Origin of the sequence: Streptomyces sp. NPDC089424 (assembly GCF_044749345.1) — a bacterium.
GTDB lineage: Bacteria > Actinomycetota > Actinomycetes > Streptomycetales > Streptomycetaceae > Streptomyces.
Genome location: NZ_JBIVHU010000004.1, coordinates 509,915 through 535,584, shown reverse-complemented (window position 1 = coordinate 535,584; position 25,670 = coordinate 509,915). Strand labels below are relative to the sequence as shown.

General features: G+C 71.6%; 22 protein-coding genes. 12 read left to right on the top strand and 10 right to left on the bottom strand.

The window, feature by feature from the left end:
- The first annotated feature begins 92 nt into the window (after nt 1-92).
- From ACIP2X_RS22140 to ACIP2X_RS22115, 6 genes are all read left to right on the top strand, one after another.
- Entirely contained in the window at nt 93-3,713 is a 3,621-nt protein-coding gene (locus ACIP2X_RS22140; RefSeq protein ID WP_401675653.1) for a SulP family inorganic anion transporter, read from the top strand.
- A 285-nt stretch (nt 3,714-3,998) separates the two neighbouring features.
- Nucleotides 3,999-5,954: an acetate--CoA ligase gene (acs, locus tag ACIP2X_RS22135; protein WP_401675651.1), complete on the top strand. Its 1,956-nt coding sequence runs from the start codon at nt 3,999-4,001 to the stop codon at nt 5,952-5,954.
- 225 nt (nt 5,955-6,179) lie between these two features.
- Nucleotides 6,180-7,601, top strand: coding sequence for a Na+/H+ antiporter NhaA (gene nhaA, locus ACIP2X_RS22130; RefSeq protein WP_401675649.1), 1,422 nt, complete (start codon nt 6,180-6,182; stop codon nt 7,599-7,601).
- Between the two features lie 140 nt (nt 7,602-7,741).
- Nucleotides 7,742-8,257, top strand: coding sequence for a phage holin family protein (locus tag ACIP2X_RS22125; protein ID WP_401675647.1), 516 nt, complete (start codon nt 7,742-7,744; stop codon nt 8,255-8,257).
- Nucleotides 8,254-9,192, top strand: coding sequence for an alpha/beta fold hydrolase (locus ACIP2X_RS22120; protein WP_401675645.1), 939 nt, complete (start codon nt 8,254-8,256; stop codon nt 9,190-9,192). The genes ACIP2X_RS22125 and ACIP2X_RS22120 overlap by 4 nt, the downstream gene beginning before the upstream one ends.
- Nucleotides 9,193-9,331: 139 nt before the next feature.
- Nucleotides 9,332-9,511 (top strand): hypothetical protein, encoded by a 180-nt coding sequence (locus ACIP2X_RS22115; protein WP_401675643.1) that lies wholly within the window; start codon nt 9,332-9,334, stop codon nt 9,509-9,511.
- A gap of 36 nt (nt 9,512-9,547) precedes the next feature.
- Here ACIP2X_RS22115 and ACIP2X_RS22110 read toward each other — a convergent pair whose 3' ends face one another.
- The 3 genes from ACIP2X_RS22110 to nth all read right to left on the bottom strand — a co-directional run bounded on the left by ACIP2X_RS22110 (nt 9,548) and on the right by nth (nt 12,823).
- Nucleotides 9,548-10,747, bottom strand: coding sequence for a MarP family serine protease (locus tag ACIP2X_RS22110; protein WP_401675641.1), 1,200 nt, complete (start codon nt 10,745-10,747; stop codon nt 9,548-9,550).
- Between the two features lie 77 nt (nt 10,748-10,824).
- Entirely contained in the window at nt 10,825-11,520 is a 696-nt protein-coding gene (locus tag ACIP2X_RS22105) for an NUDIX hydrolase (protein WP_401675639.1), read from the bottom strand.
- 82 nt (nt 11,521-11,602) lie between these two features.
- Nucleotides 11,603-12,823, bottom strand: coding sequence for an endonuclease III (nth, locus tag ACIP2X_RS22100; RefSeq protein WP_401675637.1), 1,221 nt, complete (start codon nt 12,821-12,823; stop codon nt 11,603-11,605).
- A 333-nt stretch (nt 12,824-13,156) separates the two neighbouring features.
- On the opposite strand from nth, the gene ACIP2X_RS22095 reads away from it, so the two are divergent.
- Together ACIP2X_RS22095 and ACIP2X_RS22090 are read left to right on the top strand one after the other, a co-directional pair.
- The gene (locus ACIP2X_RS22095) at nt 13,157-13,831 is read left to right on the top strand and encodes a Crp/Fnr family transcriptional regulator (RefSeq protein WP_053756529.1); all 675 of its coding nucleotides are present in this window, start codon (nt 13,157-13,159) and stop codon (nt 13,829-13,831) included.
- A 72-nt stretch (nt 13,832-13,903) separates the two neighbouring features.
- Nucleotides 13,904-14,677 carry a nucleotidyltransferase gene (locus tag ACIP2X_RS22090; protein WP_401675838.1) on the top strand — a complete coding sequence of 258 codons (774 nt, stop codon included), beginning with the start codon at nt 13,904-13,906 and terminating at the stop codon, nt 14,675-14,677.
- Here ACIP2X_RS22090 and ACIP2X_RS22085 read toward each other — a convergent pair.
- The 5 genes from ACIP2X_RS22085 to ACIP2X_RS22065 all read right to left on the bottom strand — a co-directional run bounded on the left by ACIP2X_RS22085 (nt 14,655) and on the right by ACIP2X_RS22065 (nt 17,587).
- On the bottom strand, nt 14,655-15,119 hold the full coding sequence (locus tag ACIP2X_RS22085) for an SRPBCC family protein (protein ID WP_401675635.1): 465 nt from the start codon (nt 15,117-15,119) through the stop codon (nt 14,655-14,657). The two genes, ACIP2X_RS22090 and ACIP2X_RS22085, sit on opposite strands and share 23 nt — an antisense overlap.
- Before the next feature lie 77 nt (nt 15,120-15,196).
- Complete coding sequence (locus ACIP2X_RS22080; protein WP_401675633.1) at nt 15,197-16,027, bottom strand: MBL fold metallo-hydrolase; 831 nt, start codon at nt 16,025-16,027, stop codon at nt 15,197-15,199.
- A complete protein-coding gene (locus tag ACIP2X_RS22075; RefSeq protein WP_401675631.1) occupies nt 16,024-16,893 on the bottom strand; it encodes an NUDIX hydrolase in 870 nt (289 codons plus the stop codon). The genes ACIP2X_RS22080 and ACIP2X_RS22075 overlap by 4 nt, the downstream gene beginning before the upstream one ends.
- Before the next feature lie 68 nt (nt 16,894-16,961).
- Nucleotides 16,962-17,429 (bottom strand): RidA family protein, encoded by a 468-nt coding sequence (locus tag ACIP2X_RS22070; RefSeq protein WP_401675629.1) that lies wholly within the window; start codon nt 17,427-17,429, stop codon nt 16,962-16,964.
- Nucleotides 17,426-17,587: a DUF4177 domain-containing protein gene (locus ACIP2X_RS22065; RefSeq protein ID WP_003975360.1), complete on the bottom strand. Its 162-nt coding sequence runs from the start codon at nt 17,585-17,587 to the stop codon at nt 17,426-17,428. Before ACIP2X_RS22065 ends, ACIP2X_RS22070 begins: the two co-directional genes overlap by 4 nt.
- A gap of 107 nt (nt 17,588-17,694) precedes the next feature.
- Between ACIP2X_RS22065 and ACIP2X_RS22060 the strand changes: the two genes are divergently transcribed.
- A complete protein-coding gene (locus ACIP2X_RS22060; RefSeq protein ID WP_401675627.1) occupies nt 17,695-18,672 on the top strand; it encodes an ArsA family ATPase in 978 nt (325 codons plus the stop codon).
- Complete coding sequence (locus ACIP2X_RS22055) at nt 18,669-20,024, top strand: ArsA family ATPase (RefSeq protein ID WP_401675625.1); 1,356 nt, start codon at nt 18,669-18,671, stop codon at nt 20,022-20,024. Before ACIP2X_RS22060 ends, ACIP2X_RS22055 begins: the two co-directional genes overlap by 4 nt.
- 568 nt (nt 20,025-20,592) lie before the next feature.
- Here the strand turns inward: ACIP2X_RS22055 and wblA are convergent.
- Complete coding sequence (gene wblA, locus ACIP2X_RS22050; RefSeq protein WP_391014411.1) at nt 20,593-20,931, bottom strand: transcriptional regulator WblA; 339 nt, start codon at nt 20,929-20,931, stop codon at nt 20,593-20,595.
- 418 nt (nt 20,932-21,349) lie between these two features.
- Between wblA and ACIP2X_RS22045 the strand changes: the two genes are divergently transcribed.
- Nucleotides 21,350-23,653 carry a transglycosylase domain-containing protein gene (locus ACIP2X_RS22045; protein WP_401675622.1) on the top strand — a complete coding sequence of 768 codons (2,304 nt, stop codon included), beginning with the start codon at nt 21,350-21,352 and terminating at the stop codon, nt 23,651-23,653.
- Between the two features lie 421 nt (nt 23,654-24,074).
- Here ACIP2X_RS22045 and ACIP2X_RS22040 read toward each other — a convergent pair whose 3' ends face one another.
- The gene (locus ACIP2X_RS22040; protein WP_401675620.1) at nt 24,075-24,539 is read right to left on the bottom strand and encodes a GatB/YqeY domain-containing protein; all 465 of its coding nucleotides are present in this window, start codon (nt 24,537-24,539) and stop codon (nt 24,075-24,077) included.
- 94 nt (nt 24,540-24,633) lie between these two features.
- On the opposite strand from ACIP2X_RS22040, the gene ACIP2X_RS22035 reads away from it, so the two are divergent.
- Nucleotides 24,634-25,560: a metallophosphoesterase gene (locus ACIP2X_RS22035; RefSeq protein WP_401675618.1), complete on the top strand. Its 927-nt coding sequence runs from the start codon at nt 24,634-24,636 to the stop codon at nt 25,558-25,560.
- Nucleotides 25,561-25,670 lie beyond the last annotated feature (110 nt).

Below are 25,670 nucleotides of genomic sequence, written 5' to 3'. Positions count from 1 at the left end.
ACGCCGTGACCCACGGCCGCGACCCCCCACCCCGCTTCGGCGGGGGACCCCTTGTCCCCGCGACCGCGCTGCCCCGGAGGAGACGGGAAAACATGTCAGCCAACGTCCCCACCCATGCCTTCGAACCCCACCGACCCGACCCCCACCGAACGAAGCGGGTCCACCCGCCCCACAGTCCGCCGCCCGGCCGGCGCTTCCGGTTCCGTATCGCCGGAGTCGACGTGTCGGCCGCCATCTCCGTCTTCCTGATCGCGCTGCCACTGTCCCTGGGCATCGCCCTCGCCACCGGAGCGCCGCTCCAGGCGGGGCTCGTCGCCGCGGCCGTGGGCGGTCTGGTGGCCGGACGGCTCGGCGGCTCCCCGCTCCAGGTGAGCGGCCCGGCGGCCGGCCTCACGGTCGTCACCGCCGACCTCATCCACCGCTACGGATGGCGTACGACCTGCGCCATCACCGTGCTCGCCGGGCTCGCCCAGCTCGGGCTCGGCTGCCTGCGCGTGGCCCGCTCCGCGCTGGCCGTCAGCCCCGCGATCGTGCACGGCATGCTGGCCGGCATCGGTGTCACCATCGCCGTCGCCCAGTTGCACATCGTGCTCGGCGGCACTCCGCAGAGCGCCGTACTGGACAACCTGCGCGCGCTGCCCGCACAACTGGCCCATCTGCACCCGGCCGCGGTCGCCACCAGCGCGCTCACACTCGCCCTGCTGCTGGCCTGGCCCCGGCTGCCCGGCCGGGCGGGCAACCTGCTGCGCAAGGCACCGGCCGCGCTCGTCGCCGTCGCCGGCGCCACCGCGGCGGCCTCGCTGGTGGGGCTCACCCTGCCCAAGGTCGAGCTGCCCAACTGGAGCAGTCACGCCCTGGCCGGCCTGCCCGAGGGCCCGGTGCTCGGCCTGGTCGCGGCCGTGCTCACCACCACGCTGGTGTGCAGCGTGCAGTCGCTGCTCGGCGCGGTCGCCGTCGACAAGATGGCCGCCGCCCGGCCCGGACTCGCCGCGCGGGTCCCCCGCTCCGACCTGGACCGCGAACTGCTCGGTCAGGGCGCCGCCAACATCGTCTCCGGTGGACTCGGCGGACTGCCCGTCGCGGGCGTGGCCGTGCGCAGCACGGCGAATGTGCACGCCGGTGCCGTCAGCCGGAACTCCACGATGCTGCACGGCGTTCTCGTAGTGATCGCCGCGCTGCTGATGGTCCCGCTCCTGGAGCTCATCCCGCTCGCCTCGCTCGCCGCCCTGGTGATGGCCGTCGGCATCCAGATGGTCTCGCTGAACCACATCCGCACGGTGACCCGCCACCGTGAGGTGCTGGTGTACGTGGTGACCACCCTCGGCGTGGTGGTCTTCGGCGTACTGGAGGGCGTGGCGTTCGGGATCGCCGTGGCCGTCGGCGTCGCCCTGCACCGCCTCACCCGCACCCGGATCACCCATGAAGTGACGGAGGGAGTCCATCACGTACAGGTACGAGGCCAGTTGACCTTCCTCGCGGTGCCACGGCTCAGCCGTGCCCTGCATCTCGTGCCCCAGGGCGCCGACGTCCTCGTCGAGCTGGACGGCTCGTTCATGGACCACGCGGCCTACGAGACCCTGCAGGACTGGCAGAACACCCACACCGCGACAGGTGGCGCCGTCGAGCTGATCGGCCGCCGCTCCGGTGTCCGCATCGCCGAGCCCATGAGGTTCCCCGGTCACCGCGGGGACGGCTGGGCGGACGAGCCGGACCCTGCCGCCGGTTGCCGGTGCAGTCCCTGGACACCGTGGCGCAACCACCAGTGCGAGGTACAGCCGACGCTGCTGGAGGCGCCGACGGGGCCGGACGGCTCCGGTGGCCCGGTGCCTGTCTGGGGCTCGGTGAGTTCGGAGCGCGCCAAGGGCTTCGTGGGCTGGAAGGCGTCGGCGAGCACCGAGCACTCCAAGGTCCTCGCGAGCTCCAGGGCCTCCGCGAGCGCCGGGGGCGCCAAGACCTTCGAGGGCTGGAAGGGCTCCGCAGGCAGGCAGGACTCCCCCGGGCTTGCGGACCGGAGCGATTCCGAGTGCTGGAACAGTTCCGAGAAGTGGAACGGCGATGTGGGACTGGAGGGTTCGGGGGGCCGAGCGAGATCCGTGGGGCTGAAGGGCTCAACGGTCCTGGAGGGCTCCGCAAGCCAGGACGGCTCCGCGCCCCGGGAAAACTCCGGGGGGCCGGAACGCTCCGTGGTCCGCGAGGGTTCCGCAGAGCCGGACGATTTCCGGGGCCGGGACGGCTCCCCGGGCCGGGACGGCTCCCCGGGCCGGGACGGCTCCCCGGGCCGGGACGGCTCCCCGGGCCGGGACGGCTCCGCAGGCCGGGACGGCTCCCCGGGCCGGGACGGCTCCGCAGGCCGGGACGGCTCCGTCGACCGGACGGGCTCGGCGAAGCCGGAGGGCTCGGCGGCCCGAACGTCGGCCGAGGGCTTCACGGGCTCGGACGGCTCCACACACCCGGACGGCCCGACAGTCCGGAGGAGCTCCACAGGCCACGGCCCCACAGTCCGTAAGGGCTCCCGAGGCCCGGACGGTTCCACAGCCCCGGACGGCTCGACAGTCCGGAAGGGCTCGGCAAGCTCGGACGGACCCACAGACCGGAAGGGCTCGACAGTCCCGCACGGCTCCGCAGGCCCGCACGGCTCCGCAGTCCGTAACGGCTCTGCAGGCCCGGACGGCCCCGGAGACCGTGACGGCTCCGCAAACCGGAACGACCTCGCGGGCGCGACGGGTTCCGTCGGCTTGGGCGGCGCCCCAGGCCGAGAGGGCCCCACGAACCCGGACCGCCCCGCAGGCCCAGGAGGCCCCGCAGGCCGGGACGACCGCCCTGTAGGCCGGGACGACCTCGCGGCCGCCATGGGCTCCGTCGGTCTGGGCGGGGCCAAAGCGCCGATGAACCCGGCGGCCCCGGCGGGTTGTGCGAGCGTGTTCGGCCCCAAGGGGACGAAGAGCCCGAAGGGCTCACGGTCCCCGGCCGGCCCACAGGCCTCGTACGGCACCGACGATCCCGACCGGCGCAACACCGCCCCCGACCCCCTCACCGACACCTCCGGCAACCATCAACTGGCCCGAGGCATCAGCGCCTTTCAGAGCAACACGGCCCCGCTGGTCAGGGGCGAGCTGGCGCGGCTGGCCCGTGAGGGGCAGCGGCCCGATCAGCTGTTCCTCACCTGCGCGGACTCCCGCCTGGTCACCTCGATGATCACGTCCAGTGGTCCGGGCGACCTGTTCGTGGTGCGCAACGTCGGCAACCTGGTGCCCCTGCCGGGCGAGGAGAGCGGCGACGACTCGGTCGCGGCGGCCATCGAGTACGCGGTGGACGTATTGAAGGTGCGGTCCATCACCGTGTGCGGCCACTCGGGCTGCGGAGCGATGCAGGCGCTGCTCAACTCCGAGCCGGGCAGCGCCCGCACCCCGCTCAGGCGGTGGCTGCGGCACGGGCAGCCCAGCCTGGAGCGCATCGCCGGTGACGGCCCGTCCTGGCCCCGGCTGGCCGGGCGGCCGCCCGCCGACGTGGCCGAGCAGCTGTGCCTGACCAACGTCGTGCAGCAGCTGGAGCACCTGCGCGCTCACGAGTCGGTGTCCCGGGCACTGCGCGAGGACGCGCTGGAGCTGCACGGGATGTACTTCCACGTCGGGGAGGCACAGTCGTATCTGCTGACCGACACGGCCGACGGGCTCGTGTTCGACACCGTCCGTGCGGCGGGCCTGACCGCCTGAGCGGAGCCCGGACCGCCCCTCCGTGACGTGTGCACGGAGGGGCGGTCCGGGATGTGAGGGCCGCAACACGGCCGCACCACGGCTGAACCGGGTCCTGCCACCGTCCGTGGGTAGGGGGACCGGGTGCCGTCACCGGTCCGGAGCCCGACCCGCCACGCCGGGGTGCGCCATGACCAGCCGCCCGACAGGTCTAAACCAATATTCCGTCGACCCTTGTCATCGGGCCGTCAGGTCTGATGAGCTGTGGCCTGGGACACAACGGACACCCTTCGAGAGGGAGATGTCGTGAGCAACGAGAGCCTGGCCAACCTGCTCAAAGAAGAGCGCAGGTTCGCGCCACCCGCCGACCTGGCCGCGGGCGCCAACGTCACGGCGGAGGCGTACGAACAGGCCCAGGCTGACCGGCTCGGCTTCTGGGCCGAGCAGGCCCGCCGGCTGACCTGGGCCAAGGAGCCGACGCAGACGCTGAACTGGTCGAACCCGCCGTTCGCCAAGTGGTTCGAGGACGGCGAGCTCAACGTCGCGTACAACTGCGTGGACCGCCACGTCGAGGCCGGGCACGGCGACCGCGTGGCCATCCACTTCGAGGGCGAGCCCGGCGACAGCCGCGCCGTCACCTACGCCGAGCTCAAGGACGAGGTCTCCAAGGCCGCCAACGCCCTGCTGGAGCTGGGTGTGCGCAAGGGCGACCGGGTCGCCGTCTACATGCCGATGATCCCCGAGACCGCGGTCGCGATGCTGGCCTGCGCCCGGATCGGCGCCGCGCACTCCGTGGTCTTCGGCGGCTTCTCGGCCGACGCGCTCGCGACCCGTATCCAGGACGCGGACGCCAAGGTCGTCATCACCTCCGACGGCGGCTACCGGCGCGGCAAGCCGTCCGCGCTGAAGCCGGCCGTGGACGAGGCCGCCGAGAAGGCGGGCAACGTCGAGCACGTCCTCGTGGTGCGCCGCACCGGCCAGGAGGTCGCCTGGACCGAGGGCCGCGACGTGTGGTGGCACGAGCTCGTCGACCGTCAGTCGGCCGAGCACACCCCGGAGGCGTTCGGGGCGGAGCACCCGCTGTTCATCCTGTACACCTCCGGCACGACGGGTAAGCCGAAGGGCATCCTGCACACCTCCGGCGGCTATCTCACCCAGACGTCGTACACCCATCACGCGGTCTTCGACCTCAAGCCGGAGACGGACGTGTACTGGTGCACCGCCGACGTCGGCTGGGTCACCGGGCACTCCTACATCGTGTACGGGCCGCTCGCCAACGGCGCGACCCAGGTGATGTACGAGGGCACCCCGGACACCCCGCACCAGGGCCGCTTCTGGGAGATCGTGCAGAAGTACAAGGTCACGATCCTCTACACGGCGCCCACCGCGATCCGTACGTTCATGAAGTGGGGCGACGACATCCCCGCGAAGTTCGACCTCTCCAGCCTGCGCGTGCTGGGTTCGGTCGGTGAGCCGATCAACCCCGAGGCCTGGATCTGGTACCGCAAGCACATCGGCTCCGACCGCACGCCGATCGTGGACACCTGGTGGCAGACCGAGACCGGCGCGATGATGATCTCGCCGCTGCCCGGCGTCACCGAGACCAAGCCCGGTTCGGCGCAGACACCGCTGCCCGGCATCTCCGCCACGGTCGTCGACGACGAGGCGAACGAGGTCCCCGACGGCGGCGGTGGTTACCTCGTCCTGACCGAGCCGTGGCCGTCGATGCTGCGCACGATCTGGGGCGACGACCAGCGGTTCCTCGACACGTACTGGTCGCGCTTCGAGGGCAAGTACTTCGCCGGGGACGGCGCGAAGAAGGACGACGACGGCGACATCTGGCTGCTGGGCCGCGTCGACGACGTCATGCTCGTCTCCGGGCACAACATCTCCACCACCGAGGTCGAGTCCGCGCTCGTCTCCCACCCCTCCGTCGCCGAGGCGGCCGTGGTGGGCGCGGCGGACGAGACGACCGGGCAGGCCATCGTGGCCTTCGTGATCCTGCGGGGCAGCGCGGCGGAGAGCGAGGACCTGGTCGGCGAGTTGCGGGGCCATGTCGCCGCCACGCTCGGGCCGATCGCCAAGCCCCAGCGGATCCTGCCGGTGGCGGAACTGCCGAAGACCCGCTCGGGCAAGATCATGCGCCGTCTGCTGCGCGATGTCGCCGAGAACCGCCAGCTCGGTGACGTGACCACGTTGACCGACTCCACGGTCATGGACCTCATCCAGGCGAAGCTCCCGGCGGCGCCCAGCGAGGACTGAGCCCGCAGCACGGAAACTCGCGAGGGGCATCCGGCGACCGAAGCGCAGCACGCGCGACGGTCGCGCCAGGTGCCCCTTACGCGCGTAATGTGAAGATCACCTGGCCGTCCCGCCGTAGCTTAGCTAGCCTAAGGAACGCGTCAACGATGCGATAATGCTCAAAGGTGCGCCGGGAAGTCTGGTCGGCATGTGATCCGTGCTGCCCATCGACCGGAGGTCCTCCTCGTGACCGCCCCCCGCACCGCCCACAAGGTCTTCGCCCGGCTGTCCCTGCCCGAGCGGAACTTCGTCGCGAACGCGCTGCGCACCGAGACGGTCGGCGGCGTGCTGCTGCTGGTCGCCGCGGTCGTCGCACTGATCTGGGCGAACGTACCCGTGCTGGGGAACAGCTACGAGACCGTGTCGGACTTCCACCTCGGCCCCGGCGTGCTCGGCCTCGACCTCTCCGTGGCGCACTGGGCGGCCGACGGCCTGCTCGCCGTCTTCTTCTTCGTGGCCGGCATCGAACTCAAGCGTGAACTGGTCGCCGGTGATCTGCGCGACCCGAAGGCGGCCGTGCTGCCGGTGGTCGCCGCCCTGTGCGGCATGGCCGCACCGGCGCTGGTCTACCTGCTCACCAACGGTCTCGGCGGTGGCTCACTGGCCGGCTGGGCGGTACCGACCGCGACGGACATCGCCTTCGCGCTCGCCGTGCTCGCCGTCATCGGCACCTCGCTGCCGAGCGCGCTGCGCGCCTTCCTGCTGACGCTCGCCGTCGTGGACGACCTGTTCGCGATCCTGATCATCGCGATCTTCTTCACCGGTTCCCTGAACTTCGCCGCGCTCGGCGGCGCCCTCGCCGGGCTCTGCCTCTTCTGGCTGCTGCTGCGCAAGGGTGTGCGGGGCTGGTACGTCTACGTCCCGCTGGCCCTGGTGATCTGGGCGCTGATGTACAACAGCGGCGTGCACGCCACGATCGCCGGCGTCGCCATGGGCCTGATGCTGCGCTGCACCACCCACGAGGGCGAGGAGCACTCGCCCGGCGAGCGCATCGAGCACCTGGTACGCCCTCTGTCGGCGGGTCTCGCCGTGCCGCTGTTCGCCTTGTTCAGCGCGGGCGTCGCGGTCTCGGGCAGCGTGCTCGGGGACGTGTTCACCAAGCCGGAGACGCTCGGCGTCGTCCTCGGGCTCGTCGTCGGCAAGGCCGTCGGCATCTTCGGCGGCACCTGGCTGACCGCGCGCTTCACCCGGGCCACCCTGAGCGAGGACCTGGAGTGGGCGGACGTCTTCGCCGTCGCCTCGCTCGCCGGCATCGGCTTCACCGTCTCGCTGCTCATCGGGGAGCTGGCGTTCGAGGGCGACGCCGCGCTGACGGACGAGATCAAGGTCGCGGTGCTGGCCGGCTCGGTGACGGCCGCGCTGATCGCGACCGTGCTGCTGAAGATACGGAACGTCAAGTACCGCAGGCTCTGGGAGGACGAGGAGCGCGACGACGACCTCGACGGCATCCCGGACGTCTACGAGGAACACGACCCCGCCTATCACCTGCGGATGGCGGAGATCCACGAGCGCAAGGCCGCCGAGCACCGCCGGCTCGCCGAAGTCAGGGCCGCCGAGCTTGCCGAAGTGGGCGGCGGGGCAGGCGATGAGGGCGACGGTCCGGCATGATCTGACGAGACGGTACAAAAGACGGGACCGTACGCAGTCAGACACCGGCGGACGTACGCGGTCGGACGGCGACGGATCACGTCCGCAGTCAGACAGCGACGGACCCCGTACGCAGCAGTACGCAGAAGAGGGAGACCGCGATGAGCGCACCCGACGGCAGCCCGGTCGGCGCCGAACGCAGCATCGGCCAGCTGTTCGCCTCGGCGACGGCCGACATGTCGGCGCTGGTGCACGACGAGATCGCGCTGGCCAAGGCCCAGCTGAGGCAGGACGTCAAGCGCGGTGCGACGAGCGGCGGCGCGTTCACCGCGGCCGGCGGGCTGCTCCTGTTCTCCCTGCCGATGCTCAACTTCGCGCTGGCGTACGGCATCCGGACCTGGAGCGGCTGGAACCTCGCGGTCTGCTTCCTGCTGTCGTTCGCGGCCAACGTCCTGATCGCCCTCGTGCTGGCGCTGATCGGTGTGGTCTTCGCGAAGAAGGCGAAGAAGAGCAAGGGCCCGCAGAAGGTCGCCGCGTCGGTGAAGGAGTCGGCGGGCGTCCTGCAGAAGGCCAAGCCGCACCCGCGTCCCGAGCGCCCCGAGCGGCCGGCGCTGCCCGCGTCCCCGCGGGACCGCGCACCCGAGGCCATCGAGGCTGTGGCACGCTCGTCGTCATGACGGAACCCGACACCCCTTCGGCGCAGCCCGCCTCGGTCGTCCGGCCGGACGGCCCCTGGACGCACCGGGACGTGGCGGCGAACGGCGCGCGCTTCCACATCGCGGAGCTGGGCGACGGGCCGCTGGTGATGCTGGTGCACGGCTTCCCGCAGTTCTGGTGGACCTGGCGGCACCAGCTGGTCGCGCTCGCCGACGCCGGGTTCCGGGCCGTCGCCATGGACCTCCGGGGCGTCGGCGGCAGCGACCGCACCCCCCGCGGCTACGACCCGGCCAACCTCGCCCTCGACATCACCGGCGTGGTCCGCTCCCTCGGCGAGCCCGACGCGGCGCTGGTCGGGCACGACCTCGGCGGCTATCTGGCCTGGACGGCGGCCGTGATGCGGCCGAAGCTGGTACGCCGTCTGGTGGTGTCGTCGATGCCGCACCCCCGGCGCTGGCGCTCGGCGATGCTGGCCGACGTGCGGCAGACGGCGGCCGGTTCGCACATCTGGGGGTTCCAGCGGCCGTGGATCCCGGAGCGGCAGCTGGTCGCGGACGACGGGGCGCTGGTGGGCCGGCTGATCCGGGACTGGGCCGGTCCGCGGCTGCCGGAGGACGAGGCGGTGCAGACGTACCGGCGGGCGATGTGCATCCCGTCCACGGCGCACTGCTCGGTCGAGCCGTACCGATGGCTGGTCCGCTCGCTGGCGCGGCCCGACGGCGTCCAGTTCTACCGCCGGATGAAGCGCCCGGTCCGGGTTCCGACCCTGCATCTGCACGGCTCCCTCGACCCGGTGATGCGCACCCGCAGCGCGGCCGGTTCCGGCGAGTACGTCGAAGCCCCTTACCGCTGGCGGCTGTTCGACGGTCTCGGTCACTTCCCGCACGAGGAGGACCCGGTGGCGTTCTCCCACGAGCTGATCAGCTGGCTGAAGGACCCCGAACCGGACCGCTGAGCCCGCTCGGCGGGCCCGGGGTCACGCCCGGTACGCGGAGCGGCACACCTGTACGACGAACTGCCAAATGCCCGGCGCATAAGCCAATTGGGCACCCCGGACGCGGTTATGGACCTTGGGACGGGGCAGACGTCGAGGTATGGGCTGGACGCACGACTACAGTGACGCAGCACGCACTCGCCGCTCGGCCAACGGTCCGAGCACCCACCGCCGGGGCACGCCCCAACTGGCGGCCACGGACCCGAGGGTGGGCATCCCGCGCATTCTGCGCCGCCGGGCCCGTTGGGTCTCGGTACGGCTGCGTCATCCGCGCGGCTGATCCCCGAACGGCCCGACGACCGGGCGCCTGCACGGACTACAGGGCGCAGCTGTCGCTGCCCACCTGCTGGTTCGCCGTACGTCCCTTGGTGATGTCCTCGCGGATCTCGTCCACGGTCAGCGCGTATCCCGTCTCGGCGTCGTCGAGCGACTTCGCGAAGACCACGCCGTAGACCTCGCCGTCGGGCGTCAGCAGAGGGCCGCCGGAGTTGCCCTGCCGCACGGTCGCGTACAGGGAGTAGACGTCGCGGCGGACCGTGCCCCGGTGGTAGATGTCCGGGCCGTTCGCCGTGATGCGCCCCCGCACGCGCGCGGAGCGCACGTCGTACGCGCCGTTCTCCGGGAAGCCCGCGACGATCGCGCCGTCCCCGCTCGCCGCGTCGTCGGAGGCGAACTTCAGCACGGGCGCGTCCAGGTCGGGCACGTCGAGTACCGCGATGTCGCGCTGCCAGTCGTACAGGACGACCGTCGCGTCGTAGCGACGGCCCTCTCCGCCTATCTGGACGGTGGGCTCCTCGACGCCGCCCACCACGTGCGCGTTGGTCATCACCCGGCGCTCGCCGAAGACGAAGCCGGTGCCCTCCAGGACCTTGCCGCAACTCTGCGCGGTGCCCATCACCTTGACGATGGAACGCTGCGCGCGGGCGGCGACGGCGCTGCCCGCGAGCGCCGGGTCGGGCGGCTGCACGTCGGTGATGGGCTCGTTGGCGAACGGGCTGAAGACCTGCGGGAAGCCGTTCTGCGCGAGCACGGAGGAGAAGTCCGCGAACCAGGTGTCGGCCTGCGTGGGCAGCGCCCGGGACACGCCGAGCAGCACCTTGGAGCTGCGCACCTCCTTGCCGAGCGTCGGCAGGGTGGTGCCGGCCAGCGCCGAGCCGATCAGCCACGCCACCAGGAGCATGGCGACGACGTTGACGAGGGCGCCGCCGGTCGCGTCCAGGGCGCGGGCCGGGGACCAGGTGATGTACCGGCGCAGCTTGTTGCCCAGATGGGTCGTCAGGGCCTGGCCCACGGAGGCGCAGACGATCACGACGACGACCGCGACGACGGCGGCGGTGGTGCTCACCTCCGCGTTGGCGGTCAGCGCGTCCCAGATGACGGGCAGGAGGTAGACGGCGACGAGGCCGCCGCCGAGGAAGCCGATCACCGACAGGATGCCGACGACGAAGCCCTGGCGGTAGCCCACGATCGCGAACCACACGGCGGCGACCAGCAACAGGATGTCCAGCACGTTCACCGCTTCAAGCCTCGCCTCATCACTCCGCGATCACACCTGCTCGGCCGGGGACCCGGCAACAGCACGAGGTCACCCTGTCATGACCGCCAGTCGAGCGGGACCTGCTTGTCCCGGTCCCACGGTCTCTCCCAGCCCGCGAAGTGCAGCAGCCGGTCGATGATCCCGGCCGTGAAACCCCAGACAAGGGCCGATTCGACCAGAAATGCCGGACCTCGGTGACCGCTGGGATGCAGCGCCATGGCACGGTTGACGGGGTCCGTGAGATCCGCCACGGGGACCGTGAAGACGCGGGCCGTCTCGTTCGGGTCCACGACGCCCACCGGGCTCGGCTTCCGCCACCAGGCCAGCACGGGCGTCACGACGAACTCGCTGACCGGGATGTAGAGCTTGGGCAGCACGCCGAACAGCTGCACACCGGACGGGTCGACACCCGTCTCCTCCTCGGCCTCGCGAAGCGCCGCCCACAGCGGTCCGTCGGCCTTCGGGTCGCCGTCCTCCGGGTCGAGGGCGCCGCCGGGGAAGGAGGGCTGCCCCGCGTGCGAGCGCAGCGAACTGGCCCGCTCCATCAGCAGCAGCTCGGGGCCGCGCGCGCCCTCGCCGAACAAAATGAGGACGGCCGACTGGCGGCCCCCGCCGTCCTTCGGCGGCAGGAAGCGGCTCAGCTGGCGCGGCTCGACCGTCTCGACGGCGCGCACCACGGGGTCCAGCCACTCGGGCAGCCCGTCCCTGCTGAGCGCCACCGAGCCGCCTCGGGTCTCACTCGCCCGTGTCATCGCCACCCCCGTCGTCCTGATGGTCCAACGCGGCACGGCACCGAGATCGTTCCGGGGCGGGGCGTACGCGTCACTGCTCGTGTCATCCGGACCCCAGCGGCGGCGCCGGCTTGCCCCCCGCGTCCAGATAGGCCTGCGGCGGCTTCAGGCGCTGGCCGGGGAAGCCGCCCTTCTCGTACTTCAGCAGCTTCTTCGCCTTCTCGGGGTCCGTCTCGCCCTCGCCGTACGCCGGGCAGAGCTCGGCGATGGGGCAGGCGCCGCAGGCGGGCTTGCGGGCGTGGCAGATACGGCGGCCGTGCCAGATGACGTGGTGCGAGAGGTCGGTCCAGTCGCTCTTCGGGAACAGCGCGCCGACGGCGGCCTCGATCTTGTCGGGGTCGGTCTCCTCGGTCCACCGCCAGCGCCGCACCAGCCGCTGGAAGTGCGTGTCGACGGTGATGCCGGGGCGCCCGAAGGCGTTGCCCAGCACGACGAACGCGGTCTTGCGGCCCACGCCGGGCAGCTTGACGAGGTCTTCGAGCCGGCCGGGGACCTCGCCGCCGAAGTCCTCGGTGAGGGCTTTGGACAGCCCCATCACCGACTTGGTCTTGGCCCGGAAGAAGCCGCATGGCCGCAGGATCTCCTCGACCACCTCGGGGTCGGCGGCGGCCAGGTCCTCGGGGGTGGGGTACTTCGCGAACAGGGAGGGGGTGGTCTGGTTGACGCGAAGGTCGGTGGTCTGGGCCGAGAGGACCGTGGCGACCAGGAGCTGGAAGGGGTTGTCGAAGTCGAGTTCCGGGTGGGCGTACGGATAGACCTCGGCGAGTTCGCGGTTGATCCGGCGGGCCCGGCGGACCAGGGCGGTACGGGACTCGCCGCCCGGCGCCCGCGCGGTGGTCACCGTCCTGGCGGGCGCGGCCTTCTTCACGGAGGCCGAGGTCCGCTCGGGGGCCACGGCGGGCTTCCCGCGTCCGAGGGTGGCCTTCTTGACGGGGCCGGTGCCCGCGGCGGTCGCCTCCTTCGCGGGACGGGTGCTCCTGGCGGCCGCTTTCTTGGCGGGACCCGCGCTCTTGGCGGGACCCGCGCTCTTGGCGGTCGCTTTCTCGGCGGTCGTTTTCCTGGCCGAGGCGGCGCTCTTCGCGGCGGCCTTCTTCGCTGCGGCCTTCTTCGCGGGAGCCTTCTTCGCAGGGGTGGGCTTCTCAGCCGGTGCCTTCTTCGCGGCTGCCGCCTTGCGCGGGGCGGCCTTCTTCGCGGAGCCGGTCTTCTTCGCGGAGGCACCCTGCTCAGAGGTGGCCCCCGCGGCCGGCCCGGTCTCCTTGGACACCACCCGTTCTGCCGCCTTTGCCGCTTTCTCTCCGCCGCCGGAATCCTGTTCGCCCACAGCGGAATCTCGACGTACAACCACCCGCGCAGCCCCCTAGGCCTGTGCTCTCACCGGTGTTTTGGACACCCGGCCAGCCTAAGCCCCGGCACCGACATCCGCCCCGGACCCTGAAGATCAGCGCCCAATTGGACCCCTGCCGCTTACCACTGGACCCCGGTGCGGCATCCTTGTGACAGATCACACTGTTTGGACGGTCCGGCAAAATGGGCACCAGGGTGCCTTGGAACACCGGGGGAGAAAGATCCCCTGAGCAGGTCGACAAGGAGAGAACTCGTGGACGACGTTCTGCGGCGCAATCCGCTCTTCGCGGCGCTCGACGATGAGCAGGCCGCGGAGCTGCGCGCCTCCATGAGTGAGGTGACCCTCGCGCGAGGTGACTCCCTGTTCCACGAGGGCGACCCCGGCGACCGCCTCTACGTGGTCACCGAGGGCAAGGTGAAGCTGCACCGCACGTCGCCCGACGGCCGCGAGAACATGCTCGCCGTGGTCGGTCCCGGCGAGCTCATCGGTGAGCTGTCGCTGTTCGACCCGGGTCCGCGGACGGCGACCGCCACCGCGCTGACCGAGGTCAAGATGCTCGGGCTCGGCCACGGTGACCTCCAGCCCTGGCTCAACGCCCGCCCCGAGGTCGCCACCGCGCTGCTGCGTGCCGTCGCGCGGCGCCTGCGCAAGACCAACGACGCGATGTCCGACCTCGTCTTCTCGGACGTGCCCGGCCGTGTCGCGCGCGCCCTGCTGGACCTGTCCCGCCGGTTCGGCGTGCAGTCCGAGGAGGGCATCCACGTCGTCCACGACCTCACGCAGGAGGAGCTGGCCCAGCTGGTCGGCGCGTCCCGCGAGACGGTCAACAAGGCCCTGGCCGACTTCGCCCAGCGCGGCTGGCTGCGGCTGGAGGCGCGTGCGGTGATCCTCCTGGACGTGGAGCGCCTCGCGAAGCGCTCGCGCTGAGGACTGCCGGGACCGAGGACCGGCACCGCGTTGACGACACCCCCGAAGGGCATCGACCCCGAGGGCCTGCTGATGCGTGAGGGCTCGCTCGCGCGCGTCCAGGCCCCGTTCCGTCCCGTCGTGGCCGCCGCCCGCGACCGGTTGCCGGACGTGTTCGGCGAACGGCTGCACAGCGCCTACCTCTACGGCTCGATCCCGCGCGGCACCGCGCGCGTGGGGCGCAGCGACCTGGATCTGCTGCTCGCGCTGCGGGACGAGCCCGGCGACGCGGACCGGGAGGACGCCCGTGCCCTCGGGGAGGCGCTGGACGGCGAGTTCCCCGAGATCGACGGGGTCGGGACGCTCCTGTACGGCCGCGCGCGGCTGCTGAGCGACCTGGAGAGGCACGACCTGGGATGGTTCGTCGCCTGCCTCTGCACCCCGCTCACCGGTCCGGACCTCGCCGCGCTCCTGCCGCGTTACCGGCCCGACGGCCTCCTCGCGCGCGAGACCAACGGCGACCTGGCCCTGCTGCTGCCCCGCTGGCGTGAGCGGATCGCCGGCGCCCCGGACAGCGACGCCGGCCGGCGGCCTCTCGTGCGGTTCATGTCACGGCACCTGGTGCGCACGGGGTTCACGCTCGTGATGCCCCGCTGGGGAGGCTGGACCAGCGATCTGGCGGAGATGGCCTCGGTCTTCGGCGCGTACCACCCCCTGCGCGCCGGGCAGATGCGCGCGGCCGCCGTCCTCGGTCACGAGCCGACCGGCGATCCCGCCGTCCTGAAGGCATACGTCGACGACCTCGGGCCCTGGCTCGCCGAGGAGTACGCGCGCGTGCACGGGGTCAAGGCGCCGAGGCCCTGCTGAGCGGGCGCCGGCCCTCGTTCACCGCGATGCGTGCCAGCTTCGTCAGCATCATGCCGTTGCGGACCTTGACGACGTAGTCCACGGGCAGTCCGTGCATCCGGATGCCGGGACCCCGCAGGGGGTGCCAGTCGATGGTGAGGAGGGTCGCGTCGCCCCAGGGGAGCAGGGTCATGGCGATGCGGGCCGCGCCGAACGGGTCCGCCCGCGCCTCCAGTTCGAGGCGGCGCTCCGGTTCGCAGATCCGCACGACGCAGGTGTCGTCGAGGGTCAGGGCTCCGACGCCGACGCGGACCTGGAGGCGGGCGCCCACCTCGGGCCAGTGCGCGTCCGCCGCGAGGATCCGCTGGGTGCCCGTCACCCACTCCCCGTAGCGGCGGCCGTCGGCCAGCAGGCTCCAGACCTCCGACGGCGAGGTGAGGATCAGACGGCGGTTACGGGCCACGCCGGCCACGCTCCTTCCGAAGGACGCAGGACATGTCCTCCAGCGTGCGGGCGGCGCCGCGGTGGCGCACCTCGGCCTCAGATGAGGCCGTGCTCCACCAGGTAGTCCAGCTGGGCCCGCACCGACAGCTCCGCCGCCGGCCACAGGGTGCGGTCCACGTCGGCGTACACATGGGCCACGATCTCGGACGGCGTCCGGAAGCCGTCCTCGACGGCCGTCTCGACCTGGGCGAGCCGGTTGGCGCGATGGGCGAGGTAGTACTCCACCGCGCCCTGGGCGTCCTCCAGGACCGGTCCGTGGCCCGGGAGGACGGTGTGGACGCCGTCGTCGACCGTGAGGGACCTCAGGCGCCGCAGGGTGTCCAGATAGTCGCCCAGGCGGCCGTCCGGGTGCGCCACGACCGTCGTACCGCGTCCCAGCACGGTGTCGCCCGTCAGCACCGCCCGGTCGGCCGGGAGGTGGAAGCTCAGCGAGTCCGCGGTGTGGCCGGGCGTCGGCACGACCCGCAGCTCCAGGCCGCCGGCCCTGACCACGTCGCCCGCGCCGAGCCCCTCGTCGCCCAGCCGGAGCGCGGGGTCGAGCGCCCGCACCTTGGTGCCGGTCAGCTCGGCGAAGCGGGCGGCGCCGGCCGCGTGGTCCGGGTGACCGTGGGTCAGCAGGGTCAGGGCGACGCGCTTGCCGGCCCGTTCGGCGGTCTCGACGACGGTACGCAGGTGTCCCTCGTCCAGCGGGCCCGGGTCGACCACGACGGCCACCGCCGAGCCGGGCTCGGACAGCAGCCAGGTGTTGGTGCCGTCCAGGGTCATCGCGGAGGGGTTGGGCGCGAGGACGTTGACCGCGCGCGGGGTGGCGGGTCCGCTCAGGACCCCGCCCCGGGGCCGGCCGGGCAGCGCGCTTGCGTCCGTCATGCGGGGGCTCCCCCGGTCGGGATGTGCTTGGTGAACTCGTCGTGGCCCGGCCAGGAGAGCACGAGCTCGTCGCCCTCCAGACGGGCCTGTGCGAGGACGGGAGTCAGATCGCGGCCCGGGGCCGCCCCGAGCGCCTGTTCGGCGGCCCCGTACGCCGTCAGCTGCCGCAGCGTCGCGATGGTGGGCGGCATCATCAGCAGTTCGCCCTTGTCGTACGACGCCGCCGCCTCGGCCGGCCGGATCCACACCGTGCGGTCCGCCTCCGTGGAGGCGTTGCGCGTGCGCTGCCCCTCGGGGAGGGCGGCGACGAAGAACCAGGTGTCGTAGCGGCGGGCCTCGAACTCCGGGGTGATCCAGCGCGTCCAGGCGCCCAGGAGGTCGGAGCGCAGCACCAGGCCGCGGCGGTCCAGGAACTCCGCGAAGGAGAGGTCGCGCGCGACCAGGGCGGCGCGGTCCGCCTCCCAGTCCGGCCCGGTGGTGTCGCCGACGACCGAGTCGGCGTCCGGCCCGGCCAGCAGGACGCCTGCCTCCTCGTACGTCTCGCGCACGGCCGCGCAGACGATCGCCTGGGCGGCCGCCTCGTCGACGCCGAGGCGGTCCGCCCACCACGCGCGCGTGGGGCCCGCCCAGCGGACGTGACGGTCGTCGTCCCGTGGGTCGACGCCGCCACCCGGGTAGGCGTAGGCGCCCGCCGCGAACGCCATGGAGGCGCGGCGGCGCAGCATGTGGACGACGGGGCCGGAGCCCGTGTCCTTGAGGAGCATGACCGTGGCCGCGCGCTTGGGGGTCACCGGCGTCAGCGTGCCCGCCGCCAGCGCGCGGATCCGGTCCGGCCACTCCGGGGGGTACCACTGACCGTTCGCCATGGGCGCGAGGCTATCCCGTGGTGAGCGGATGTTCGAGAGGCAGTGATCACCTCGACGGGCGCCGCCCGCTACGGCTGGACGAGCTCCACCTGGATCTCGACCTCGACCGGCGCGTCCAGCGGCAGCACCGCCACGCCCACCGCGCTGCGCGCGTGCACGCCCTTCTCGCCGAGGACCTCGCCGAGCAGCTCGCTCGCGCCGTTGACGACGCCGGGCTGGCCGGTGAAGTCGGCGGCGGAGGCGACGAAGCCCACGACCTTCACCACACGCGCGATCCGGTCCAGGTCGCCGGCGACGGACTTGACGGCCGCCAGCGCGTTCAGGGCGCAGACGCGGGCGAGGTCCTTGGCCTCCTCCGCGGTGACCTCCGCACCGACCTTGCCGGTGACCGGAAGCTTGCCCTCCACCATCGGGAGCTGGCCCGAGGTGTACACGTAGGGCCCGCTCCGCACGGCCGGCTGGTAGGCGGCCAGCGGCGGCACGACCGCCGGCAGCGTCAGGCCGAGCTCCGTGAGCTTCGCCTCGACCGCGCTCACGCCTGCTTCTCGCGCTTCAGGTAGGCCACCAGCTGCTCGGGGTTGTTCGGCCCGGGCACGACCTGGACGAGCTCCCAGCCGTCCTCGCCCCAGGTGTCCAGAATCTGCTTCGTGGCGTGGACGAGCAGCGGCACGGTTGCGTATTCCCACTTGGTCATGGGGCCGACTGTATCCGCTGGCGGCGGCTGCCTTCGCGGCCGTCCGGGGTGAGGGTTGTCCACAGGCCGCCGGTTGCTTTTCGCGCGAACTGGTTACGCTCGAAGACGTGAGCAGGCTCCAGGTCGTCAGCGGCAAGGGCGGGACCGGCAAGACGACGGTCGCCGCCGCCCTAGCGTTGGCTCTGGCCACCGAGGGGAAGCGGACGCTTCTCGTCGAGGTCGAGGGCCGACAAGGCATCGCACAGCTCTTCGAGACGGAGGCGCTGCCCTATGAGGAACGCAAGATCGCCGTCGCCCCCGGCGGCGGCGAGGTGTTCGCCCTCGCCATAGATCCCGAACTGGCCCTTCTGGACTACCTCCAGATGTTCTACAAGCTGGGCAGCGCCGGCCGGGCCCTGAAGAAGCTCGGCGCGATCGACTTCGCCACCACCATCGCGCCCGGTCTGCGGGACGTGCTGCTGACCGGCAAGGCGTGCGAGGCGGTCCGGCGCAAGGACCGGGCCGGACGGTTCGTCTACGACTACGTCGTGATGGACGCGCCGCCCACGGGCCGGATCACCCGCTTCCTCAACGTCAACGACGAGGTCGCGGGCCTCGCGAAGATCGGCCCGATACACAATCAGGCGCAGGCCGTGATGCGGGTGCTGAAGTCCCGGGAGACCGCCGTGCACCTGGTGGCCCTCCTGGAGGAGATGCCCGTCCAGGAGACCGCGGACGGCATCGCCGAGCTGCGCGCGGCGCAGCTGCCGGTCGGCCGGGTGATCGTGAACATGGTGCGGCCCGAGGTGCTGGACGCGGCCGACCTGGACCTCGTACGGACGCTGCCGCGCGCCGATGTCGCGCGGTCGCTGTCGGCCGCGGGGCTCGGCGGGGCGCGCCGCGGGCAGAACGCCGAGAAGCTGGTCGACCCGCTGGTGACGCAGGCCGAGGAGTACGGCGAGCGGTATCTGCTGGAGCACGAACAGCGTGCCGTCCTCGCGGAGCTGGGCCTGCCCCTGCACGAACTGCCGCTGCTCGCCGAGGGCATGGACCTGGCGGGCCTGTACGAACTGGCCACCGAGCTGCGGAAGCAGGACCTCTCATGAGTCCGAACCCCCCGCCGGCGCACCACCGGCTGTCCCCCGCGCCCGTGCTCGACGTCGATCCGCTGCTGGACGATCCGGACACCCGCATCGTGGTGTGCTGCGGATCGGGCGGGGTCGGCAAGACCACCACGGCCGCGGCGCTCGGCCTGCGGGCCGCCGAGCGCGGCCGCAAGGTCGTCGTACTGACCATCGACCCGGCGCGGCGGCTCGCGCAGTCCATGGGGATCGACTCGCTGGACAACACCCCGCGCCGGGTCAAGGGCGTCGAGGGCGACGGCGAGCTGCACGCGATGATGCTCGACATGAAGCGCACCTTCGACGAGATCGTCGAGGCGCACGCGGACCGCGAGCGGGCCGCCACGATCCTGGGCAACCCCTTCTACCAGTCGCTCTCCGCGGGCTTCGCCGGCACGCAGGAGTACATGGCGATGGAGAAGCTGGGCCAGCTGCGGGCCCGGGACGAGTGGGACCTGATCGTCGTCGACACCCCGCCCTCGCGCTCCGCGCTCGACTTCCTGGACGCGCCCAAGCGGCTCGGCTCCTTCCTGGACGGGCGGCTGATCCGGCTGCTGACGGCCCCGGCGAAGCTGGGCGGCCGGGCGGGAATGAAGTTCCTGAACGTCGGGATGTCGATGATGACCGGCACGCTCGGCAAGCTGCTGGGCGGTCAGCTGCTCAAGGACGTCCAGACGTTCGTGTCCGCGATGGACACCACCTTCGGCGGGTTTCGCACGCGCGCGGACGCCACGTACAAGCTGCTCCAGGCGCCCGGGACGGCGTTCCTGGTCGTGGCGGCACCGGAGCGGGACGCGCTGCGGGAGGCCGCGTACTTCGTGAAGCGGCTGGCCGCCGAGGACATGCCGCTGGCCGGACTGGTGCTCAACCGCGTCCACGGCAGCGGCGCCGACCGGCTGTCGGCCGAGCGGGCGCTCGCCGCCGCGGAAAATCTTGAAGAGCCCGGCATTGTGGATCAGGGGGGCGGGAAAGCTGGACTTCGTAACTCTCCCGACATGTATGGCAGTTCAGATGCACCCGCTTCCGAGGCACCGGCTCGCACCGAGGACTCCCCCACCGCCACGGACGAGGACGACTCCCCCGTCGTCACGGACGAGCTCACCTCGCAGCGCCCCGTCGACCAGCTCACCGCCGGCCTCCTGAGGCTGCACGCGGAACGTATGCAACTCATCGCGCGCGAGCAGCGCACGCGTGACCGCTTCACCTCGCTGCACCCCGAGGTGGCGGTGGTCGAAGTGGCCGCGCTGCCGGGCGACGTGCACGACCTCACGGGACTGCGGAACATCGGCGAACGGCTCGCGGCCCATCGGCCGGAGCTGCCCGTCGAGGACGTCTGAGGGCGGGCTCCCCACGGGGGTCCCGCGGTTCCCGGCCGCGTCGCGGCCGGCCTCGTGACGCCCAGCCCTGCGACAGGCGCTCACGCGCGCGAGCGCGCCCGCCGGGCTCAGTGACGCCGAGCCGTGACCCGCAGGCCCGCGACGCTCGGCTTCGTGACGCCGAGTCTCCGTCGCGGCCGGCCCGGTGGTGTTCGGCCCTGCGACCGCGCTCTCGCGAGAGTGAGCGTCCGCGCTCAGTCTCGCGACTCCGAGCCATGGCGCTCAGCCCCGTGACCTCGGCCTCGCGACGCCGAGCATTGGCGCTCAGCCCCGTGACCTCGGCCTCGCGACGCCGAGCATTGGCGCTCAGCCCCGTGACCTCGGCTTCGTGGTGCCGAGTCTTCGTCGCGCCCGGCCTGTGGGGCCGAACCCGTTCGTGACCAGCACCGTGACGCCGAACCCCGCCGCGACCAGCCTCGGGACACTCAGCCCCGTGGTACCGAGCCTCGTAGCGAACAGCCCGTGACGCCGAACCCCGTCGCGACCAATGCCGTCGCGCTCAGGCCCGTGACGCTCAGGCCTGTCGCACTCAGCCCACCGCTGCGAAGTTCTCGTACACCTCGTCGTCGTCGAGGGGTACCAGGCCGGCACCCCGCTCGTACTCCGTCCGCGCGGTCTCCAGGAGCCGGCGCCAGGAGGTGACGGTCGGGCGCCTGCGCAGCAGTGCGCGGCGCTCGCGCTCGGTCATTCCTCCCCACACGCCGAACTCGACGCGGTTGTCCAGCGCGTCGGCCAGGCATTCCGTGCGTACCGGACATCCGGTGCACACCGCCTTGGCCCTGTTCTGCGCTGCTCCCTGAACGAACAGTTCATCCGGATCGGTAGTGCGGCAGGCCGCCTGCGCACTCCAGTCGGTTACCCAGCCCATACCGGCGCCGTCCTCTCCCGAATCGAGGCTCCCCCACGGCGGCAGCGGCATATTCACCGCCGCCAGTTGAGGACGTTACGGAAGGTGGGCACGGCGCAACACCCCCAGCGGGCCCAATCTTGAATGGCCCGAACGGACTATGCGTAAGCGGCAGATCACCCGGGGGAGTGAGCCTGCGACATGCGCGACAATCCCGACAATTAGGGATGGTTCAGTTGCGTCACAACGGACGCCAAGTGACACACAAGGCCGATTCGGGCACGCCCCCAACACGCCTCGACGAAAAAGGCCGAGGGGATCCGGAACGATTCGGGGTCGCCGGACGTATTGATACGTAGCCCTACTGCTGTGACAGTTGAGAGCAGCTTAGGCCAAGGCATATACGCGTGTCCGGCGAATGAGAACGTAGGCTGCCCTCATGCCAAAGAAGCGCTCGGGCGGTGGTCTGTCGCCAACGCAACAGGCCGCCAAGTTCCTCGGTGTCAGTGTGCTCGCGGGAGCCGTCATGGCCGGCATCGCGCTGCCCGCCGTCGGCGCGCTGGGCCTCGCCGCGAAGGGATCGGTGGAGAGCTTCGACGAGCTCCCCGCCAACATGCGGACCCCACCGCTCAGCCAGCGGACCACCATCCTCGACGCGCGCGGCGACGACATCGCCACGGTCTACTCGCGCGACCGCACGGTGGTCGAGCTCAAGGACATCTCGCCGTTCATGCAGAAGGCGATCGTCGCGATCGAGGACTCGCGCTTCTACCAGCACGGCGCGGTCGACCTCAAGGGCGTCCTGCGCGCGCTGAACCGCAACGCGCAGAGCGGCGGCGTCGCCGAGGGCGCGTCCACCCTCACCCAGCAGTACGTGAAGAACGTCTTCGTGGAGGAGGCCGGCGACGACCCGACGAAGGTCGCGCAGGCCACCCAGCAGACCCTGGGCCGCAAGATCCGCGAACTGAAGTACGCGATCCAGGTCGAGGAAGAGCTCGGCAAGAAGAAGATCCTCGAGAACTACCTGAACATCACCTTCTTCGGCCAGCAGGCCTACGGCGTCGAGGCCGCCTCGCAGCGCTACTTCTCCAAGTCCGCCAAGGACCTCTCCCTGGCGGAGGCCGCGCTCCTCGCGGGCATCGTCCAGTCGCCCAGCCGGTACGACCCGGTCAACGACGAGGCGGAGGCCACCAAGCGGCGCAACATCGTCCTGCAGCGCATGGCGGAGGTCGGCGACATCTCGCAGGCCGACGCCGACAAGGCCATGCAGGTGCCGCTGGAGCTGAAGGTCAGCCGGCCGCAGAACGGATGCATCACCGCCGTCAAGGGCGCCAGCTTCTTCTGCAAGTACGTCGAGAAGGTCTTCCTCAACGACCCGGTCTTCGGCAAGACCAAGGAGGAGCGGGCGCGGCTCTGGAACCAGGGCGGCCTGACGATCAAGACCACCCTCGACCCGCAGGCCCAGCAGTCGGTCCAGGACTCGCTCGCCGACCACGTCAACAAGGACGACCAGATCGCCGCGGCGACCACGCTGGTCGAACCGGGCACCGGCAAGATCCTCGGCATGGGCCAGTCGAAGCCGTACGGCTACAACAAGAACGAGACGGAGTACAACTACTCCGTCGACTCCGCCTGGGGCGGCTCGAACTACGGCTTCCCGACCGGTTCGACGTTCAAGCCGTTCGTCGCGGCGGCCGCCCTGGAGCAGGGCCGGCCCGCCACGCAGGAGTACTCGTCGCCGTACGACATGGAGTACCCGAGCCCGGTCCAGACGTGTTCCGGCAAGCCGTGGGTGAACACCGGCCCGAACAAGGCGACCGTCGAGAACGAGGACGAGTCCGAGGTGGGGCCGTACCGGCTGAAGGAGGCCACGGCCAAGTCGGTCAACACCTACTTCGTGCAGATGATCTCGGACATCGGCATGTGCCCGGTCGTGAAGATGACCGACAACCTGCACGTCGTGCAGGGCAACGGCGACAAGCTGCCCGAGGTCCCCGCGATCGCCCTCGGCTCCAAGGGCATCTCCCCGCTGACGATGGCGAGCGCGTACGCCGCCTTCGCCTCGCGCGGTACGTACTGCACGCCGATCGCGATCGAGTCGATCAGCCAGAAGATCGGCAACGAGGAGAAGTCGCTCAAGGTCCCGAAGACGACCTGCTCGCGAGCCATGTCCGAGAAGACCGCCGACACCATCAACGAACTGCTGGGTGGCGTGATCGACTCCGGTACGGGCCAGGAGGCCGGCCTCACCGACCGCGACAGCGCCGGAAAGACGGGTACGACGGACGAGCGCAGGAACGCCTGGTTCGTCGGCTACACGCCCAACCTCGCGGGCGCGGTCTGGGTCGGCAGCGCCACCCAGCAGGTGGAGATGGAGAACATCACCATCGGCGGCGTCTACCACGACAAGGTCTACGGCGGCCGCGTCCCCGGCCCGATCTGGCGCGACGCGATGACCGGCGCGCTGGTCGGCAAGGAGGCGGCGACCTTTAACCACGTCGACATCCCGGACGTCGACAAGGACCGCGACCGCGACGAGGGTGACGGCGGCCGTGGCCGCGGTGACGGCAACAACGACAACGGCAACGGCGACGACCAGGGCGGCCTCATCGAGGGCCTGATCAACGGGGGCACCGGCGGCGGCCCGGACCCCAAGCCGTCCTTCTCCTTCCCCGAGGGCTGGATCCAGGGCGGGGACAACGGCGGGGACAACGGCAACGGCAACGGCGGCAACTGGCCGTGAGGCAGGCCGGCCGGCGGTAGGCGGTGATACGGCGATGGGGGCGCCCCTGTGAAAGGGGCGCCCCCATCGCCGTACCGGGAGTGACGGGCAGTGGGCCGCGGCCTCGGAGGGCGGCGTCGGCCCGCCGCGCCGAAAGGCGGGGCTCGGCCCGCAGTCTCGGAGGCGGGGCGGCCGCCGCCCCGGAAGGGCGCTCCGCTTCGCCGCCCCGGAGCGTGGGTTCAGCGGGTGGCCCCGTGGCCCCGAGGGCCGGTTGGGGTCGCGGCCCCTGAGGCTGGTTCAGCTCGCCGCCCCTCGGAAGGCGGGCCTCATGGGGAGAGCAGGGCTCTGCCCGCGCCCTCGGAGGGCGCGTTCGGGCCGCGCCCTGAGGCGGGTTGAGGCCGCGACCCAGGGGCGGGTTGGGCCATCGCGCCGGAAGGCGGGCTCAGCCTGCGAGGAACTTCTTCACCGCCGCCGCGACACGCCCGCCCTCCGCCTGGCCGGCGACCTTGGGGTTCACGATCTTCATGATCGCGCCCATGGCGCGCGGCCCCTCCGCGCCGGCGGCCTTGGCCTCCTCGACCGCCTGGGCGACGATCGCGTTCAGCTCGTCGTCGGACATCTGCCGGGGCAGGTACGTGGCGAGCACCTCGCCCTCCGCCTTCTCCCGCTCGGCCGACTCCGCGCGACCACCCTGGGCGAAGGCGTCCGCGGCCTCGCGCCGCTTCTTCGCCTCCTTGGTGATCACCTTCAGGACCTCGTCGTCGGAGAGCTCGCGCTTCTCCTTGCCCGCGACCTCCTCCTTCTGGATCGCGGCGAGCGTCAGCCGGAGCGTCGAGGAGCGGAGCTCGTCGCGCTCCTTGATCGCGGTGTTGAGGTCTTCCTGCAGCTTCGACTTGAGCGTGGTCATGACGTCGATTGTCGCAGGTGTGCGCAGCCGGACGCCCGTTGATTTAAGGGGCGGTCGGACGCGGGCGCCCGAAGGGGTCTGACACGATGGTCGTATGCGCGCGCGATACGGAGTACCCCTCGGCATCACGGCGGTCGCGGCCGCCGGTCTCGTCTACTCGGCCGGGTTCGAGGCCCGTTCCTTTCGTCTGCGACGGGTGACCGTCCCCGTGCTGCCCGCGGGCATGCACCCGATGCGCCTCCTTCACGTCTCCGACATCCACATGGTCCGCGGCCAGCGCAAGAAGCAGCGCTGGCTGCGCTCCCTGGCAGGCCTGCGCCCCGACTTCGTGATCAACACAGGCGACAACCTCTCCGACCCCGAGGGCGTGCCGGAGGTGCTGGACGCGCTGGGCCCGCTGATGGAGTTCCCGGGCGCCTATGTCTTCGGCTCCAACGACTACTACGGCCCCAAGCTGCGCAACCCCGCCCGCTACCTGTTCGAGAAGGCCCAGGGCCGGCACGGACTGAACGGCAACGCGCCGGCGGTCGGCGTCGTCCACAACCCGTGGGAGGACCTGCGGGACGCCTTCGACGCGGCGGGCTGGCTGAACCTGACGAACACCCGGGGCATGCTCAAGGTCGACGGCGCCTCGGTGGAGATGACCGGCGTGGACGACCCGCACATCAAGCGGGACCGCTACGTGCAGGTGGCGGGCGGCCCGTCGGCCGACGCGGACTTCTCGATGGGTGTGGTGCACGCGCCGTACCTGCGCAGCCTCGACTCCTTCACCGCCGACGGCTACCCCCTGATCCTGGCCGGCCACACCCACGGCGGCCAGCTGTGCATCCCCTTCTACGGCGCCCTCGTCACCAACTGCGACCTGGACACGGAGCGGGTCAAGGGCCTTTCGACGCACACGTCGGAGGGCCGGACGTCGTACATGCACGTGTCGGCGGGGTGCGGGGCGAACCGGTACACGCCGGTCCGGTTCGCCTGCCCGCCGGAGGCGACGTTGCTGACGCTGGTGGGGCGGGAGTAACGGCAGGTCGTCCCTGTTGCCGGTGGGGTCGGGCAGGCCCCGGCACGATTTCGCGGCATGACCTCCAGGCCGGCCCCCAGCCGTCACCCACACAGCCCACCCACCATGCC